General features: G+C 43.7%; 16 protein-coding genes. 12 read left to right on the forward strand and 4 right to left on the reverse strand.

The genetic code is table 11. The features are described from left to right. The first annotated feature begins 132 nt into the window (after nucleotides 1–132). The 4 genes from BLR32_RS11690 to BLR32_RS11705 all read left to right on the forward strand — a co-directional run bounded on the left by BLR32_RS11690 (nucleotide 133) and on the right by BLR32_RS11705 (nucleotide 5,789). Nucleotides 133–714 (forward strand): porin family protein, encoded by a 582-nt coding sequence (locus tag BLR32_RS11690; RefSeq protein ID WP_089831793.1) that lies wholly within the window; start codon nucleotides 133–135, stop codon nucleotides 712–714. A 268-nt stretch (nucleotides 715–982) separates the two neighbouring features. Beyond that, nucleotides 983–2,422 carry a T9SS type A sorting domain-containing protein gene (locus BLR32_RS11695; protein WP_089831795.1) on the forward strand — a complete coding sequence of 480 codons (1,440 nt, stop codon included), beginning with the start codon at nucleotides 983–985 and terminating at the stop codon, nucleotides 2,420–2,422. Between the two features lie 325 nt (nucleotides 2,423–2,747). After that, complete coding sequence (locus BLR32_RS11700) at nucleotides 2,748–3,482, forward strand: hypothetical protein (protein ID WP_089831797.1); 735 nt, start codon at nucleotides 2,748–2,750, stop codon at nucleotides 3,480–3,482. A 429-nt stretch (nucleotides 3,483–3,911) separates the two neighbouring features. Then, complete coding sequence (locus BLR32_RS11705; RefSeq protein WP_089832174.1) at nucleotides 3,912–5,789, forward strand: DUF4859 domain-containing protein; 1,878 nt, start codon at nucleotides 3,912–3,914, stop codon at nucleotides 5,787–5,789. A 188-nt stretch (nucleotides 5,790–5,977) separates the two neighbouring features. Here the strand turns inward: BLR32_RS11705 and BLR32_RS11710 are convergent, their stop codons facing one another. Continuing rightward, entirely contained in the window at nucleotides 5,978–7,447 is a 1,470-nt protein-coding gene (locus tag BLR32_RS11710; protein WP_089832176.1) for a HAMP domain-containing sensor histidine kinase, read from the reverse strand. A gap of 10 nt (nucleotides 7,448–7,457) precedes the next feature. Then, entirely contained in the window at nucleotides 7,458–8,162 is a 705-nt protein-coding gene (locus BLR32_RS11715) for a response regulator transcription factor (RefSeq protein WP_089831799.1), read from the reverse strand. Nucleotides 8,163–8,300: 138 nt separating this feature from the next. Here BLR32_RS11715 and BLR32_RS11720 point away from each other — a divergent pair, with 138 nt between their 5' ends. From BLR32_RS11720 to BLR32_RS11745, 6 genes are all read left to right on the forward strand, one after another. Further along, on the forward strand, nucleotides 8,301–9,599 hold the full coding sequence (locus BLR32_RS11720) for a spondin domain-containing protein (protein ID WP_089831801.1): 1,299 nt from the start codon (nucleotides 8,301–8,303) through the stop codon (nucleotides 9,597–9,599). Nucleotides 9,600–9,678: 79 nt separating this feature from the next. Further along, complete coding sequence (gene msrA / locus BLR32_RS11725; RefSeq protein WP_089831803.1) at nucleotides 9,679–10,335, forward strand: peptide-methionine (S)-S-oxide reductase MsrA; 657 nt, start codon at nucleotides 9,679–9,681, stop codon at nucleotides 10,333–10,335. A gap of 34 nt (nucleotides 10,336–10,369) precedes the next feature. Then, on the forward strand, nucleotides 10,370–10,885 hold the full coding sequence (locus BLR32_RS11730) for a thioredoxin family protein (protein ID WP_089831805.1): 516 nt from the start codon (nucleotides 10,370–10,372) through the stop codon (nucleotides 10,883–10,885). A 52-nt stretch (nucleotides 10,886–10,937) separates the two neighbouring features. Beyond that, nucleotides 10,938–11,453, forward strand: a complete 516-nt coding sequence (msrB, locus tag BLR32_RS11735) for a peptide-methionine (R)-S-oxide reductase MsrB (RefSeq protein ID WP_089831807.1) — start codon at nucleotides 10,938–10,940, stop codon at nucleotides 11,451–11,453. 696 nt (nucleotides 11,454–12,149) lie between these two features. Continuing rightward, entirely contained in the window at nucleotides 12,150–13,403 is a 1,254-nt protein-coding gene (locus tag BLR32_RS11740) for a hypothetical protein (protein WP_089831808.1), read from the forward strand. A gap of 144 nt (nucleotides 13,404–13,547) precedes the next feature. Next, nucleotides 13,548–14,156: a DinB family protein gene (locus tag BLR32_RS11745; RefSeq protein ID WP_089831810.1), complete on the forward strand. Its 609-nt coding sequence runs from the start codon at nucleotides 13,548–13,550 to the stop codon at nucleotides 14,154–14,156. A gap of 356 nt (nucleotides 14,157–14,512) precedes the next feature. On the opposite strand, the gene BLR32_RS11750 is transcribed toward BLR32_RS11745, so the two are convergent. Together BLR32_RS11750 and BLR32_RS11755 are read right to left on the reverse strand one after the other, a co-directional pair. Next, on the reverse strand, nucleotides 14,513–14,872 hold the full coding sequence (locus BLR32_RS11750) for a putative quinol monooxygenase (RefSeq protein WP_089832178.1): 360 nt from the start codon (nucleotides 14,870–14,872) through the stop codon (nucleotides 14,513–14,515). Between the two features lie 100 nt (nucleotides 14,873–14,972). Further along, nucleotides 14,973–15,632 (reverse strand): carboxymuconolactone decarboxylase family protein, encoded by a 660-nt coding sequence (locus BLR32_RS11755; RefSeq protein WP_089831812.1) that lies wholly within the window; start codon nucleotides 15,630–15,632, stop codon nucleotides 14,973–14,975. 183 nt (nucleotides 15,633–15,815) lie between these two features. Between BLR32_RS11755 and BLR32_RS11760 the strand changes: the two genes are divergently transcribed. Continuing rightward, entirely contained in the window at nucleotides 15,816–16,712 is an 897-nt protein-coding gene (locus tag BLR32_RS11760) for a helix-turn-helix domain-containing protein (RefSeq protein ID WP_089831814.1), read from the forward strand. A 112-nt stretch (nucleotides 16,713–16,824) separates the two neighbouring features. Next, on the forward strand, nucleotides 16,825–17,448 hold the full coding sequence (locus BLR32_RS11765) for an eCIS core domain-containing protein (protein ID WP_089831816.1): 624 nt from the start codon (nucleotides 16,825–16,827) through the stop codon (nucleotides 17,446–17,448). Nucleotides 17,449–17,516: the final 68 nt, after the last annotated feature.

Genomic DNA, 17,516 nt, shown 5'->3' on the forward strand with positions numbered 1-17,516 from the left:
CTCGTGAGGCATTTTGTCCGCTTCGTTCACTTTCCGCTCTCCGCCGGCTTCCAAAACTACCACCTTTGACCCGGCTAATACTTAAACCACCCTCCGGGGGATCATTAATGTCGAAAACCAGAAAAAGAAATCATGAAAAAGTTACTCTTCATTTGCCTGGTGCTGCTATCAACAAAGGGCTTCAGTCAAAGTTTTTTAAACCGCTTCGAATTCGGATTGAAGGCGGGCGCCAACTACAGTAATTTCACCAACACCGATTTTGCAACAGATCCATTAGTTGGATTCCATGCCGGCGCTACCGTTGCTTTTAAAATCACAGACAATTTCCTGGTACAGGAAGAATTCCTATTCTCTTCCCAGGGAGCAAAGATCAAAGGCGATGCAAATGTGTTTGGCAACAATGATATCAAGCTTTACTACATTTCCGTCCCTTTCCTGGCTAAATACCGGACAAACTTTGGTCTTTATATTGAAGCAGGGCCACAGGTAGGCATGAAAGCCAAAGAGGAAGTGAAGGGACTTACTTTCGGTGAATTTGCAAAGAAACTGGACCTCGCTGCGGCAGGTGGTATTGGCTACCAGTCTCCAATAGGACTTGGTATCGGCGTAAGGTACATTTATGGAATATCTAAGGTGGGGGACTTTGATATTGCCAATATAAAGACAGATTTCAGGTCTAACGTGGCGCAGGCAAGTATCTTCTATGTCTTCTAAGGTATGACAGGTATCAACGGGACAGAAAGAGGCGTCTTCATTGTCAAATGAGGCGCCTTTTTTCATTGAATATCAGTCGCTGCGAACACACTCATATCAGATAGTATAAAAAGACTATGCAAATGCCATCAGCTTTAGTCTTAGGGGTCGCGTGCTGCAGTAATATTACAGCAACAATTAGTAACTTACATGGCATATGCGCTCAGGTTAACCTATAAAACATTCAACCCGACACGCTCATTTTACATAAATTTCAAACCATTATTTTATGAAAAAACTTTTACTCAGTTTGTTAGCCATTGTATTTGCATGCACGTCCATACGGGCGGCAGCTAATATGACAGATACTACATTGCCCTGTATATCTGCCTATGAGCCCAACAACACGGATGAAACAGCCGCACTGATACCGACGAATACCGACATTCAGGGCGCGATATTTCCTTCGGGCGATAATGATGCTTATCAAATCAATGCCCCGGCCAATTCGCAGATACACATCACCATGCATAATCCAGCCGCCAACACGTATTTTGGGATTTACAACAACGACACAGGAGAATATGACTGGGCGCTTGATCCAGGCGTTGACGTCGTTCTCAATTTCAACACCCTCGGAGGAAAATGCTATATCTATGTAGGCCAATACGGGGAATCATCTGAAAGCTGTTATACATTGAATGTTGGACTGGCAACTCCCCCACTCTGCCCGGATACTTTTGAGTACAACGATGTATTGGATTCTGCAAAGACTATTGCTATCGGACAAACAGTCGCAGGCAGGATCTCAGATTACGCGGACAGGGATTACTTCAAATTTACGATCGACACGCCGTCTACCATCAGCGCATATATGACTAATGTTGTTTCAGAATATTTACAGTTTGACCTCAAAGATGCTAATGGTATACGTCTCCGTTCAGGTGTATATGATGCAACCAACAAAACTAAACATCTTTTCCAGTACGGAGCACCTGCAGGTACTTACTACCTGGAAACCAGTAGTCAGAGACTTGCCATCAGTCCCGAATGCTATCAGCTAACGGTGAGCACCCAGCCATCACAGGAATGTGCGGATTGGTATGAACCTAATCAGAACGACATCGAAGCTCCGGAAATATCAGTGAATACTGACTATATTTCAAAGCTACAGGATGAGGACTATTATCTGTTCTTCGTTCCTTCAGGAACATATTACTTTGAAGTAAGAGTAGATGGTCTCTGGCAAAATTGCAGGGTACACCTGATGGAATACATTACCCTTGCCGGCGTTGGTTTCGATCACGTAGAATACAATGAAGACTATGGCTCCGTAGAAGTGTTCGATAGAGGAGGCGAGTATTATATCGTAGAGGTAGATCCTTACACAGGTGGAACATCATCCGATAAGTGCTATAAACTGAGAATAAATGTACCCGGAGCTGCCGCCCGGACAGCTGCTCCCGTAACCAGAAATGAAGCGATCACACCTGTTAAGTTATATCCGGTACCAGCGACAGGTAAAGTCTTTATGGAGATTAATACCAAAGGTGAAAAAGAAAAATATATCACTGTATCTGATCTCAGCGGCCGTGTTATCTCAAGGCAGAAATATGGCGTAGCAGATGGTCTTAACAAGCTGGAAATCACACTGCCTTCAACGCTGGCCAATGGTGTCTATGTGATCTCTGACGGCAAACAATCAAAGAAGATCCTGGTGAGGCGCTGATACGCTGACAAAACAGCAACGATGCGAAATATGGCAATGCGACCTGCTATTGAAATTGGAATTTTGCAGTGAATAGTCAAAATATTGAGCCATCTGATGTATTTCAGATGGCTCAATATTTAGATTAACGCTTTCTTCTTTCAGGACTTCAATTTCACACACTGACATAACTGTACATCTTGGTTTAATATTGGACGAATACAATTTAGTAGCTCAGCCAATAAGTATAAATGATTTATTATTTTTAGCCCATCGTTATTACGACCATCAGCAGATGGAAGCTGTAAATCAACAGATTCAAAAGAACGCTTAAATAATTGGAACAATGATTGACAAAAGCAACTTAAAAGTTATCGCTTACAAAGATTTAAAAACAATGCTACCTGCCGGCAATAAGCTGGCAGCGCTGTATGAAAAATCAAAAAACAAAACTCAGTTTGACGAGAATCTTTTCGCGGTTCACGAAGGAGATATAACAACTGAAGTCCTCAACCTTCACGATAACATCTATTGGGACACTTATTATAAATATGTGAATGAAATGGAGGATATGGTTCTCTTCCAACCAGTAGTATTGGGCAATGTGCATTGTAAAGTATTGAGTTTTTCCGAGGGATTGATTGCAGGAAATGTTGAAACCCAAAACATGTGGGCACGCTATCCTGATCGCACAGATAACCTTGCTCAGATCACCGGCAGTTTAAATGTAAAAGAAGTGTTTTTTATGGAAGGCAAGAGTATGAAAAAAAGTACCTGTCTTGTTGTACTGGGAGCTGCGACAGTTCATACGCTGATAAACGTGTCTGCCGGCGAAATAAAAAGTACCAAGCTGTCAATACAAAAAGAATTTTCGTTTCCAGTCATTTACGCATCAGAAGACAGAGGCAAACACGCGCTTAAGGCGATGGACTGGAGCAACTATACACTGGAAGAGCTTACAACTCACTTCAATAAAGAACTACTGGACATGGAATCTTACCAGCAGTTCAATGTAGACCACTTTTTCAGCGTAGGTACTAAACTGTCGAAAGAATACCATAATTATCTTGCTGGGAAATAATAAGCAGGAGGGATTCATTACGCTATCTACCCCCGGGTAATAATCCCTCCCATAATAGAATATTCCCTGACCGAAAAGGGAGAGAAATCAACGCCGATACTAATTAACCTTACAAATAGGGACACAAATTTCTTGTAAATAGCAAGAAGAGAGATGCAACCAACTGATAAAAACGTGTTAAGATATAGCTACTACGCGTTAAAATAATGGCTGACAGATATATCCTTATTTCCTTAATTTCACACCAATCAAGTGTTAATATGACATTTAATTAATACTGACCTGTAGCTACCTCCGCCTGGATATGTAACGAACAATGGAATCTTTATCACTACCTGGAACTACCGACTGGCTCCCTGTAAAACCTGGGAGACCGGACTGTATTTTCACTATTCTACAAAATATATAACCCTTATCAATCCGATGTTTATGAAAATTAACCTTGTTTCTGTCAACCGAAGAGGACTCAGTTTCCTCTGCAACAATTTGTTAGTTGTACTATCCTGCCTTGTTCTACTTTTTGCTTCATGTAAAAAAGAATCTCCGGGCAAAGAAGAGGTCAAGGCACCTAAGAAGTCGGAGCTGCTGGCGCTGTCCATTTACAAGCCGAACGAATTTGGCAATATGGATTACAATGACAGCACAAGCACCTGGAGTTACAAACGTAGCCGGCAATCAACTCATTTTATTGTCTTCTGGGATAAAAAATACCAGCATTATGACCCGGGCTCTCAGAGTATCCCCGCTGCATATCGTGTAAATATTGATGATCTTCTGGCCAAAGCCGAGTCGTTTTATGAACATAATGTGACAGAGCTTAAGTTTGCAGAGGTAGGCGTGGCAAAGTCGAATCTGGACAAGTATAAACTAATGATCTTCCTGTACTACCAGGACCAATGGCTGGCTACCGGCTCAGGTTATGACGATGTCATCGGGGCGCTTTGGGTAAGTCCGAATACATGTCAGCCTGTAGGATCTACCATCGGTCATGAGATAGGGCACAGCTTCCAGTACCAGGTATTCTGCGATTTAAAAAACGGCGCCGGTTTCCGCTATGGCTTTGGGGGAAATGGCGGCAACGGATTCTGGGAACAAACAGCACAATGGCAATCTTTCCAGAGTTACCCCAAAGAAGCATTTACATCCTATTATTTCGGGGAGTATGTAAAAAATTATCACCGTCACATCATTCATGAATTGCCCCGTTATGCCAACTATTTCATACACTATTACTGGACTTATAAACATGGTATCGACATGATCGGTAAGCTCTGGCGTGGAGCGAGACAACCGGAAGACCCTGTCCAGGCATATATGCGGCTGAATGGCATAACAACTGAACAGTTCAATGATGAGATCTATGATGCCGCTACCCGTCTGACAACTTTTGACATGGACGCCCTCCGGCAGAATGGAAAAGATTATATCGGCAAGCATACCTATAAGATGAATCAGCTGGCAGACGGCAGTTTCCAGGTTGCTTATGACCATTGCCCCGGAACAACCGGCTATAATGTTATTCCGCTAAATGTTCCGGCCGGAGGCACAGTAATATCGGCTGCTTTTACAGGATTGCCCAATGCTGCCGGCTACAATCAGGTAGATGCCGCACGCGCCGGATGGCGTTATGGTTATGTGGCTTTGCTTGAAAATGGTACAAGAGTATATAGCAATATGTCCAAAGGAACGGCTGGCACTGCATCGTTTACCGTACCGGCAAACTGCAGTAAATTATGGTTTATCGTAACCGGCGCTCCCACAATCTATTCCCCTCATGCATGGGATGATAATGAGAGCAATGATGAACAATGGCCATATAAGGTGAAATTCAACCATACCAATCTATTAGGTTACATTAATGTAGATGAAAATGCAATACCTAAGGATACCAGTTTTATCTATGATGTCAGCTTCCCCCTGGATATGACTGCTTACTCAGGAAAATCAGTATCTATTGATCTGACAAAATTAGCTACCGCTTTTGCACTGCAACCTGCAAAAATCACTCAGCTGATGGGCAGTTCAATTAAATTTTATGCTGTTGAAAGTAATGGTTCACTCAATGCCACTACGACGGCAAATGGTTATGGCCATTGGTTTAATGCACAGGGGAATGTCATAAACTGGGGAACCGATGCCCGTTTATTCTCTGAATACGATGCATCCACCTTTGTTTTCTCAATAGGTCAGTATCCCGGCCACAATGCTGTTGGAGACAAATACACCATCCGGCAAGCGTTGGTCTATGAATATGAAGCAGGGAAGAAAGTTCAGGCTACTTTCACGTTTAATGTCAAAATAGAATAGTTCGAAGCTATAGCTAATATTAATATCGCTTATCCTGGGTTCATGTTATATTCCTGAACACAGGATAAGCGATGATATTGGGATCGCAACAGTATGTTACCGATAGAATAACAGAATCATTATAAGGGAAGCCCCGTGCTACTGTTCCATATTCCCTGACTAACAAGGGAGAAAATTGATCGCCAGGCTTACAACGATGGCAGCACGAATGAAAATGTTGCTCCTTTACCCGGTTCGCTGACAACCTGTATGGAAGCATGATGAAGCTCCAGTATCTTCTTTACAATAGCCAATCCTATACCCATGCCTTTCTTAGGCAGCTTGTCGTTATTAATTTGTTTGTAACGTTCAAAAATATACGCCTGGTCTTCAGAAGCTATGCCGATGCCTGTGTCGGCCACCTGTACCAGTACTCCTGTGTCGCGCTGTTTCAGCTGGACGGTAATGCTGCCGTTGTCTGGTGTAAACTTAAATGCGTTATCGATCAGATTCTGTAAGACCCTTTCGGTAAGTGCGATGTCTGCAAATACTGGTGGCAGGCCCGCAGCAGCATCCAGGCTTAGTTTTATATTTCTTTCCGTGGCCTTCAACTGATACGCCATCAGGATATCTGACGCCAGCTCGTTAAGCAGGAAAGGCTCTTTTTCCGGATTCACCTGATTGGCTTCCAGCTTCGCGTATTGAAATAACTGCTCCACCAATACAGATAACTTTTTAGTACTCTCGAGTACTACCGACAAATATTTGTTCCGTTCTGTTTCTGCAAGGCTATCCTTTTTGATCATCATGGTTTCCACATATCCCTGCATAATAGATAAAGGGGTCCGCAGGTCATGAGATATATTTGCAATAAGCTCCTGCCGGAACTTGTCTGTAGCGCTGATCTTGTCAAAATTATCTACGATCACATCGGCCATTTCGTTAAAAGTAGAAGTAAGCATGCCCAGGTTACCTTTCGCATGTCCTTCTATGCGGGCAGTATAATCGCCTTCCTTGAACCTTCGTACTACTATTGCGATCCTGTTGATACTATCTGTAATCAGGAAAAAGGTAATGACGCCTACTATAAACGCGATCAGCAAAGCACAAAGAAAAAGGTATATACCCAGATGGTAAGACAGGTCGCTGTTAAGCGTGCTCAATATGGCTCTCTGTTTCTCGCTGGACAACACTGCATATACATAACCGGTTAAGCGGCCGTTTTCATAGATCGGTGCAGCGGAAAAAATGCTTGCCTCAGAAGGGTCCTTGGGATTATTGCCCAAAGGACGCCTACCGTTTCCGGCCACCAGCCATTGTTTTACCGTAGCAATGTCTACATGGTGTTGCCGCACTGACTTGTCGGGCACTACGTAGTCGGTGATTTTCCCTGTAGTATCCAGCAGATAAACTTCCACACTGGGATTGGCTACCATAATGGAATGAATAATGTCATGTGTTACGGCCGTATCAGGTTGCCCATTTTTCAGGGGATGTGTAAAACTGGCCAGGTGCGAAGCAACATTACCATACAGTTCCTGGTGCGCCATCATATAATAGGACCGTGACAGCTTCGAGGCGATCAGCACATATGCAATTCCCAGTATGATCAGCAACGAGCAAAACACGGCAGCGATCTTCCAGAACAGCAGGTTCCCTCGTATTGTTTTTACAGACATATTCGTTACTTTATAATTCTTCATTAAAACGATACCCTACTCCCCATGTGGTCAGTATAAACTTAGGATTGGAAATATCTTCCTCGATCTTCCCTCGTAGCCGGTTGATATGTGAATTGACGGTATGCTCGTATCCCTCAAAATCATAGCCCCATACAAGGTTCAGCAGGTGCTTGCGACTATAGCTCTTGCCGGGGTGAGAAGCCAGCAAAGTGATCAGGTCAAATTCTTTCGGAGACAGATCAACCCTGGTATCATTAAGAGTAACCTTTCTCTTGTCCGTATCAATCACCAGTCCGGCGAACCGGATGATAGAAGACATTGCAGCAGCATCCTGTGCAGGCACATAGTCTTCCTTCCTCCGGAAAATCACTTTCACCCTGGCAATAAATTCCCGTATGCTGAAAGGCTTGGTGAGATAATCATCCGCGCCTGTTTCCAGTCCGACTACCTTATCAATCTCTTCCGATTTGGCAGAGAGAATGAGTATAGGCGTATGCCGGTCGGTCTGCCTGATCCTGCGGCACACTTCCATGCCATTCATTCCCGGCAACATGAGGTCCAGGATGATCAGATCGAATGATTGCTCCATCGCCATTGAAAGGCCGTTCTGCCCGTTCATTGCAGGCACCACTTCACAGCCCAGATCATTCAGATGAATGGTCAGCAGCTCCACGATATTTATATCGTCTTCCAATAGCAAGACCCTGTACATAGATTCCTTATTGATGTGTGAAATTTCGCCAAAAATCGTAAAAAATATCATGCTGACAGCGCTGTGATACTTTTGTTATACTTCTGCAACCGGTTTGGGATACCGCCGCTGTTTCTTTGCCCTATAAAAAACAGAAAAATGAAACATTACATCCTGAAAACATTACCTGTATTATTCGCCGGCGCATTCCTGGCTTCCTGCAAAAAAGACAACAACAACATGCCCACACAACCCAATACCATTACGATCGAAAATGTGCTGGACAGTAAACCACTGGTAGAATCGGGAACGTTTAAAGGAACCGGAACGCCTCCTGTCATCCTTCCTGGCCAGTCGGTATCTTTTACCTTCTCTGCTGCGAAAAACCAGCGACTCACTTTCGCCACCATGTACGGCTGGAGCAATGATCTGTTTTTCGCTCCTGCCAACCCGGGCATCCAGTTGTACAATGAGGAAGGTACGCCGATCTCCGGAGATGTTTCCGACCAGATTAAGTTATGGGATAATGGCACCCGCGTCAACCAGGCGCCGGGTAAGAATGTGATGCACCCGGGCGTTGCCGAGGCCTCATCCAAAAATATCAAGGAAGTGACTGGTACGGATGATTACGGCAACACTTACCTGGCGGCTTCTAAACTCATGAAAGTCACTCTCACCTATAATGGCAATTCCATGTTTACCGCAACCATCATGAACAATTCCGGTGGTACTGTCAATGAAACGCCTTTCAGCCCCGGCGTCTGGGCAATATCCTATGTGGCTGGCGGTAAACAGCTGCTACCACAGCCTGTTTATTCAGCCGATATGCCCACAGCAAACGGGCTGACTGATATTGCGGAAAAAGGTGACAACACTACCATGAGTACCTATCTTTCGGGCATTACCGGCATCTTTACACCGCTATCGCCTGTATTGGTAGTTGTATATAACGGTGCAGAAAACCCATTCTATAAAACCGGGGAAAATGACCGCGGCGAAGGCCTGAAAGACCTGGCTCAGAAAGGCAATGCCGACATCCTGGCCGCAGCCCTGAAAAGCAAGGCAGGCGTTAAAAGTGTATATGTATTGAAAGATGCGACCAACACTGTATTGCTCCCTAAGATCAACGGCGCCAATGGAGGCAAGGTATCGCAGCTGCTTAACGTAGCTCCGGGCGACAGGATCGCTATCGCTACGATGTATGGCTTCTCCAACGACTGGTTCTTCGCTACTACGGGCAACGATATCGAGGCTACCAAAAAGGGAGACGTTTCCTCTTCCATCGCGTTATATGATGACGGTACTGCGATCAATCAGTTCCCAGGCGCAGGCATTACTCAGTTCAACCTGGCCGGAACACCACTGGAGGAAAGCAAACCTATCCAGCTGGTACCAAATCCAAATGCTTTTACTACCCTGCCAGCCATCAACAATATCATCAAGGTGACTTTGCAATAATAAACTGACAGACAAGCAGCCTGTTTGTTTGATACAAGCAGGCTGCTTCCTCGTTCTTTCATTCTAAAAACCAGTATATATGTCTTTTACAATAAACCGCACAAACAAGCTGCTCCTTTTGCTGATGCTTTTCTTCTCTGCCCTACCGGCCTGGGCACAGGAAATGCACACGATGGCTAAGAAAGGGATGTCATCATCCCCTGCATTCGATACTGCTACTTTTGCAGGCGGCTGTTTCTGGTGTATGGAAGCACAGTTCAAAGAGCTGAAAGGAGTCGTACAGGTAGTATCCGGCTTTACAGGCGGGACCGTTGCCAATCCGACCTATGAGCAGGTATGCACCAGCGCCACAGGCCATGCAGAAGCGATCAACATTGTATACGATCCTGGAAAAATAAGCTATGACGAGCTACTCGCAGCTTTCTTTACTGCACATGATCCTACAGAGCTTAACCGCCAGGGCAACGACGTGGGTACACAATATCGCTCCGCTATATTTTATCACAATAGCAATCAGGAGAAGCTGGCCCGTTACTATATCCGCAAGCTGGATGCATCCAAAGCCTACCGGGCAAAAATCGTAACGGAAGTGAGTCCTTTCGGTGCTTTCTATACTGCAGAAAAATACCACCAGGATTACTATAGCAACAACCAGCAAAAACCCTATTGCCAATACGTGATCAAACCGAAGCTGGATAAATTCCGCATGGTATTTAAAAACAAGCTAAAAAGTTAAAACAACATTGTCAAAGAACATAAAATTAATAGTCATGAATCTCATCAGGTCTCTGTGCACGAACCGTATCAATCTTACTAAGCTGCTTTTGCTTACCGGCGTACTGTTAACCGGACTAGCAAGCTGCATTCACGCGGGAGACAAGCACCCTCCACGCCTGCAGACAATAACAAGCAGGAGTGAGAACGGCATTGCCTTTATCGAAGATAATTGGGACGCTGCACAGAAGAAGGCAAAGACAGATAAAAGACTGATTTTCGTAGATGCTTATGCCACCTGGTGCGGCCCCTGCAAGCTACTGAAGACGACTACCTTTAAGGATGAAGCGACTGCCGCTTTCTTTAACGATCACTTCGTCAATCTCTCCCTGAATGTGGAAAAGGGCAAAGGTCCTGATCTGGCAACATCATGGAAAATACAAGGGTTGCCTACTCTCCTTGTATTGGATGCCAGCGGAAAGATCCTTGACCAATCAGTAGGATACCTGAAGGCAGAAGACCTGCTGGCATGGGGAAAACAAGTCCTGGCACAAAGCAGCAATATGCCCTGATTTGATTCCCCTATATCAAACAACAAAAAGTTCATTTTCCAAAACAGTAATTATGAAAACGATACTCGTTGCTGTGCTCATTTCTTTTGCATATCTGACGGCCTGCAGTCAACAGCCTACATCGCAACAGGCAATGCACAATCCTTACTATTCCCGCACCGATACCCAAAAGCTGCATGTCGACAACGCCGCCTGGAAAAAAATACTGCCAGACCAGTTGTACGCCGTATCCCGTGAAAATGCTACGGAGCGTGCTTTTACGGGTAAGTACTGGAAAACCGACGAGCCAGGAACATATTATTGTGCCGTATGCGGCAATCCGCTGTTTCGCTCCGGCGCTAAATTTGCCAGTTCCTGTGGCTGGCCCAGCTTTTTCAAAACAATACGTCCGAATAGCGTGCTTTATCTTGCCGACAATTCCTATGGAATGGAACGTACTGAAGTACGCTGTGGTCGTTGTAATTCTCACCTCGGACACATCTTTGACGACGGCCCGCCACCAACGCATAAACGCTATTGCATGAACTCTGTTTCACTGGATTTTGAGGCAGACAGCATGAAGCGGTAGCAGTATTATACAAAGCTAAGTAGAAAACGTATGCGGGAAATACGCATTTTCACCTCCCCTCAACACCTCACAATTAGTTGATTTACATTTATTTGAGCACAATTTTAATTAAAGGCACTAAATAAGGACAATCTATCTTTTCTTTGGCCCATACAAGCTTGACCTTCGGTAGAGATATAGTCGAGGTAGCCTCATCCTCCCTTAATCTTCCGTTCCGGAAGGGAAGATTATGGGAGGATGAGGCTACCTCGAGCGAACCTCCCCTATACCTCTACCGAATAAACCCCTGTTTTTTGGGGGTAAAGCAGCAAATGTCTTAGTACTCTCATACAGACCGAAACCAGGGTATTGATTCATTAACAATCCAGTACGACAAGTGTGCGACTAGTTTTAACTTATGTTCAACTTACGTTCAAAGACGTAAGTTGAACATAAGTTAAAACTATTGGTAAGCCGTTGGTACCGAATACGAAGCGAACTTAAAGCATAAAGAGTGCCGCTGTTGCAGCTTCTTCCTGATCAAAACTACATACGAAGATACAGGAGTTAATAAAGCGTTTACCGATGAATACAATGCAATTAATGCATAGCTCGTACTATCTGACGAGATAATAAAATACAGCAAGACAGGACTTGCAATCATTAGCAATTTTGAGGAAGAACAACTAATTTCAACCCTTAAATTTAAACGCATTTATGTTTGACGGATCTGCAACAGAAAAGCTACAGCAAGAATGGAACAAAAAAGGAACAGCATATGCCAAAGCTGTAAATGAAATGGTCAGTTTTGGCGAGCAACATGGCTGGGAAAATTGGAAAGGGAAGGAACCCGAGGACAAAAGAGCGCACCTGGGAGATCAGGTTATCCAGTTGTTAAGAGACGCTAACAATAAAGGAGCGGTAAAAGAATTCAGAGCAGCATTCTCTCCGGCCCTTGTTCCTCTTGCCCATCACCTGAAGAAACAAAGTCAAAGCATTAGCGATATACACTTTATTGAAGACGGAAAGATCGTCTTTCTCACAGGGGCGCCCTACGAGGAAAGACAAGCCTATATGCTGGACAACGACAACCTGACCAAGCTGGATGAGGCGATATATACAATAGGAAAGTCGAAGCAGGGGAATATTTTTGCCGTTGAAAGGGATAACACCATCGTGACTACACGAGGCTGGCAGGGTGATCTCATTTGTGAATTTACGCTTCATGAAACGGCAGATGTAACTATTACTGAGTTGATCCCCTTCAATGATGGCAGAAAGCTGTTGCTGGTAAGCAGCGAAGGTATTTTTATCATAAATGAGAAGGGCGAAGAACGGGTACATCCTGTAAATGAGGGGAATGAAAAGGACTGGACACCTGGCATAGCTATGGAAAATGCAGCCTTGTCCCATAATAACGATTTCGTTGTGGTGGGAGATCAGGGTAGCGATCACAGAGTGCTAAATAATGAAGGCAGGGAAATAGGGATGGTGGGACCACAGTCATCTTATCCGCATTTCTGCCTATTTTCAAAAGATGACGAACAGCTGATCACCAACTCCTGCCATTTTTATAATGGCATTACCATCGGTGTAAAATCGGATTTACTGAATGGATTGAAGATCGAAGCATATACGAAGAGTGATAAGTTTGTAGTAATTGACCAGGAAATGCGTGTATACGCCGGCCTATCAACTGCCGATCATTATATTCTGGGGGATGCTTATGGGTATATAAGGGCAATGGATAAACAAGGCAATAAGTTATGGCGGCACTATGTAGGTTCTACTATTACCGGAATGGCAATATCGGATGATGAAACAACATTATGGGTGGGAGCCGCTTCCGGCATCTTACATAAACTGAAACTGCAGGCAGGACAGGATGAGCATACCATCGGAAATGGGAATCACCGGGAAGAATTCCGGCTGTTCCTTTGGAAAGACGAACCCAAGCCGCTGTTTTGGTAGTTGATACTGGTTTTATCAGAGACACTGGCACGACCGGAGATATTATTTTGTCCGATTTACCCCTCTTTTTGTCTTTTTTGCCCCATCTAAAATCTGATTAAGGTGATAACTTTACCATCAAAATTTACCACCAATTACTCATGTATGAAAAAGATAGTTTTTTTCGCAGTCATCCTTGCTGCATTTGCCTTTACAACCCCGAATAGTCCACTTACCAAAAAGGAAAGAAAGGAGGCCGTTAGCTTATTGAAGAGCACTGAGAGTGACCTGTTGCAGGAAGTAAAAGGGCTTAGTGAAGCACAATTGAAATATAAACCAGCACCTGACCGCTGGAGTGTGGAAGAATGCGTGATACATATTGCCACCACCGAACAAATGTTATGGCAGGCAACTGATGCCAGTATCAAGCAAGCTGCCAATCCGGAGAAACGCTCTGAAATAAAAATGACTGATGAGCAGATTGTAAAGGGTGTAGAAGACCGTTCAACGAAAAGACAAACATCCGACAATCTGAAACCGGAGAATTCACCTTTCAAATCCATGAGTGAAGCACTGGCAAGTTTGAAAAGCAGCCGCGAAAAACTCACTGACTATGTTAAGTCAACTCCGGATGATTTGCGCAGCCATGTGCTCACTATGCCATTTGGCAGCCTGGATTCTTATCAGATGATATTGTTCATAGCAGCGCATAATGCGAGGCATACGTTGCAGATAAAGGAAGTGAAAGCTGATCCGGGCTTTCCGAAAAGTTAGTGCCCGGACGCAGGGAATCTGTATTTGAAATCATATATTATTTGTTTTGCTAAAGCCTGTACTACATTCGTGAATGTAGTACAGGCTTTAGCAAAACAAACCTTAAGGAGAATATTCACGGTCTGCTAAAGACAAGCATTATCCAGGCTATTCATTGGGGCACCGGACTGAATGGCTTCACAGTCTTTCAATCACCCAAAAATATCTGTCATGCTAATTAGTCCAACACGACCTCCCAAATCCATGTCGGCGTGCCATAGGTAACTCCGTCTGAACGCAGGGTGATATTTTCAAATCGTTCGCTTCGTTAATACGTTGCAGTTCCAGGGCCGAAAATTGTTTGTTATCCATGCTATTTACTTTCTTAATTTTATGAAAATCTGCGTTGCTGTTTCCAGATCCAGGGCTTCCATATCCACAAGTTTTAATGATCTGACCATATGGAGTGTAGTTGTTTTGTACTTTAGAAAGTGCTCGGTTTTCAAATGAGACTGATATGCTTCCTGATCGCTATACATTTCTAATATCCTCACTTGTGTTGGATTCTCCTTCCGGAACATGGGAAAGATGGCAATGACTCCTTTTTCAAGCCTTACAGATGCCTCTGCTTCATGCTTTAGTATTAGTTTATATTCTTCCAGATGTTGTGGCTGTATTTCGATTTCTGAAATGCGTACCATCGTTTCCTGTTGTTGTGCATAAGCTATGTTATTCATATAAAAAAGTATTGTCATACACTGTACAGCCCGCAAGCAATGTTTAATGAAAATACGGTATTGATAATCGTACTTAGACATATCGGTACTTGTTGTTTTTTTACTTTTTCATTTTCGAGAAAACGGCTCTTGATATTTCAGCTTGTTCGCGGCTTACCAACTCTTCAATAATGTCGAACACTGATTTCACCTGTTCTGCTGAAATTCCAGTATTCATACCCATCCCGATATGTGCCTGCAATTGTCCCTCCGTTCCCCGCATAGCTGCCAACGCAGCAATTGTTACCAGTTCCCTTTGTGTGTAATCCAGCACATCGCTGTCAAAGATGTCGGCAAAGAGGTGTTCTTTCAGGAAAGCATCAATGCGTGGCGCAAACTCACCGAAACCTGGTGCTGGTTTCAACTGCGATACCTGAGTCAGGGTTTCAAGCGTTTTTCTTCCACGCTCATAAGTGTCCGAACTGTCTTTTAAAGGTGTCGCTTCCCTACCTGTCACATCTGTAATACCTTTCTTTTTCCTTTCTTCCAACACCTGCATGAAACAACTGATGCCATTAAGGCTTCTCGGGAAACCACAATAGGCATATAACTGCACCAATGCTTCCTTTATCTCGTTTACAGTGAGCCCCGCGTCCAGTCCGGAGCCAAGCTGTACTTTCAGGCTTTCCATATTTCCGGTTGCCGTCAATGCTGAAATAGCGGCAAGGTTATGTTGACGCTGATTCAAAGGCTGTGCTTTGCTTTCCTGCTGTGCGCTCATATCTATTGTATTTAAGACTAAAACAAATGAAAAAATCCAAACCTTCATGCTACAAAATTATCCCATATTCGGTAGTCCTTTTTTATACAAAACACAGATTTATTTACCACTTTCACTGAATCTGCTTCGCTAGCTCCAACACATGTCAAGGTTTGCTAAATTTGTACGAATTGCAATACAGATATGGAACAGGTGGAAAGAATAGATACCGTTAAACAATATAACCAGACACTGGGAGTTGATACACTACATCCTCTTGTCAGCGTTGTAGATTTTGATGAAATGCCCACCTATCATTATTTCAGAAGATACATGGGTATTTATGCCATTTTCCTGAAGTACATCAAATGCGGTGACATGAAATATGGCTGTCAATCCTATGACTATGAAGATGGAACCCTGGTGTTTATATCGCCGGGGCAGATTTATGGAATTGACAGCAAGGGTAAGGCAATAAAGCCATCTGGCAAGGCGCTGGTATTTCATCCTGACCTGATAGCAGGCACTGAGCTTGGAAGAAAAATAAAGAATTATACCTTTTTTTCGTATGAGGTAAATGAGGCGCTTCACTTATCAAAAAAGGAAAGGGCCATTATTAATGATTGTTTTGGAAAGATTGCTTATGAAATAAATCAGAACATAGATAAGCATAGTAGAATACTGATTGTATCGAACATCGAATTGTTACTGAATTATTGTATGCGCTTTTACGACCGTCAGTTTATCACTCGCAGCCATGTCAACAAAGATATTCTGATGCGGTTTGAAAACCTTCTTAATGACTATTTTCAGTCCGATAAATGTCAGACTTTAGGTGTACCAACCGTGACCTGGTGTGCGGAGCAGTTGCATCTGTCGACCAATTATTTCGGCGACCTTATAAAAAAGGAAACAGGCAATACAGCGTTAGACTATATCCAATCCAGAGTGATTGACGCAGCAAAGCTCATGATATTTGACAGCAACAAATCTATTAGTGATATAGCTTTTCAATTGGGTTTTAAATACCAACAGCATTTTACGCGGTTGTTTAAACAAAAAACAGGGAAAACACCTGTTGAATATAGGGGGATAAAATAGAAAATAAATTTCTCTTATAGGTTAAAAACCAACCAATTACAATCTTGTCCAAAATAACTCAGAAATAAACCGGGATATTTCTTAAATTTCGGTTGTAATTCTCTATTTGCTTATGTCCCAATCTTATCATACCCTCCAGAGAGAACAAGCAACCCGCCGTTCTGCTGCAGAAAACACCTCTTCAAAAGGTCTACAATTCAAAGCCGTAAAGCCTTTTCAAAAGAAAAGCAGTGACGCTCCTGTACAGGCGCAGGAAGATGAATTGCTGCAGGGTCGTTTTGTAACGCAACTGCAGGGAGATTTGGAAGAAGAAATGCCCGCACAGTTTGTGCTGCAGAAAGCAACTTTACCGGAAGAAGAACTACCGGTAATGGGAAAATTCACCGCACAGCTGAAACAGAATGATACCGGCATGCCGGATCAGTTAAAATCAGGTGTAGAGCAACTTTCCGGCATGAGCATGAATGATGTGAAGGTACATTACAACTCTTCCCAGCCGGCACAATTGAATGCGCTGGCATATGCACAGGGAACGGATATCCATATAGCACCCGGACAGGAACAACATCTGCCCCATGAAGCGTGGCACGTAGCCCAGCAGAAACAGGGACGTGTGCAGGCTACTACACAGATGAAAACCGGTACTCCGGTGAATGATGACCCGGGACTGGAACATGAAGCCGATGTAATGGGAGCACAAGCGATGCAAGTTGGTGCGCAGAGCGTGACAGAATAAATCACTTTACAAGAAATAAAAGCGAATGCCATCCTAAGATTACGGGATGGCATTCGCTTTTATTTCCT

Source organism: Chitinophaga filiformis, from assembly GCF_900102545.1.
GTDB classification, from domain to species: domain Bacteria; phylum Bacteroidota; class Bacteroidia; order Chitinophagales; family Chitinophagaceae; genus Chitinophaga; species Chitinophaga filiformis.

Coding starts and splice junctions, on each gene's coding strand:
- BLR32_RS11690 (WP_089831793.1), top strand. CDS start 133: ATGAAAAAGTTACTCTTCATTTGCCTGGTGCTGCTATCAACAAAGGGC.
- BLR32_RS11695 (WP_089831795.1), top strand. CDS start 983: ATGAAAAAACTTTTACTCAGTTTGTTAGCCATTGTATTTGCATGCACG.
- BLR32_RS11700 (WP_089831797.1), top strand. CDS start 2,748: ATGATTGACAAAAGCAACTTAAAAGTTATCGCTTACAAAGATTTAAAA.
- BLR32_RS11705 (WP_089832174.1), top strand. CDS start 3,912: ATGAAAATTAACCTTGTTTCTGTCAACCGAAGAGGACTCAGTTTCCTC.
- BLR32_RS11710 (WP_089832176.1), bottom strand. CDS start 7,447: ATGTCTGTAAAAACAATACGAGGGAACCTGCTGTTCTGGAAGATCGCT.
- BLR32_RS11715 (WP_089831799.1), bottom strand. CDS start 8,162: ATGTACAGGGTCTTGCTATTGGAAGACGATATAAATATCGTGGAGCTG.
- BLR32_RS11720 (WP_089831801.1), top strand. CDS start 8,301: ATGAAACATTACATCCTGAAAACATTACCTGTATTATTCGCCGGCGCA.
- msrA (WP_089831803.1), top strand. CDS start 9,679: ATGTCTTTTACAATAAACCGCACAAACAAGCTGCTCCTTTTGCTGATG.
- BLR32_RS11730 (WP_089831805.1), top strand. CDS start 10,370: ATGAATCTCATCAGGTCTCTGTGCACGAACCGTATCAATCTTACTAAG.
- msrB (WP_089831807.1), top strand. CDS start 10,938: ATGAAAACGATACTCGTTGCTGTGCTCATTTCTTTTGCATATCTGACG.
- BLR32_RS11740 (WP_089831808.1), top strand. CDS start 12,150: ATGTTTGACGGATCTGCAACAGAAAAGCTACAGCAAGAATGGAACAAA.
- BLR32_RS11745 (WP_089831810.1), top strand. CDS start 13,548: ATGAAAAAGATAGTTTTTTTCGCAGTCATCCTTGCTGCATTTGCCTTT.
- BLR32_RS11750 (WP_089832178.1), bottom strand. CDS start 14,872: ATGAATAACATAGCTTATGCACAACAACAGGAAACGATGGTACGCATT.
- BLR32_RS11755 (WP_089831812.1), bottom strand. CDS start 15,632: ATGAGCGCACAGCAGGAAAGCAAAGCACAGCCTTTGAATCAGCGTCAA.
- BLR32_RS11760 (WP_089831814.1), top strand. CDS start 15,816: ATGGAACAGGTGGAAAGAATAGATACCGTTAAACAATATAACCAGACA.
- BLR32_RS11765 (WP_089831816.1), top strand. CDS start 16,825: ATGTCCCAATCTTATCATACCCTCCAGAGAGAACAAGCAACCCGCCGT.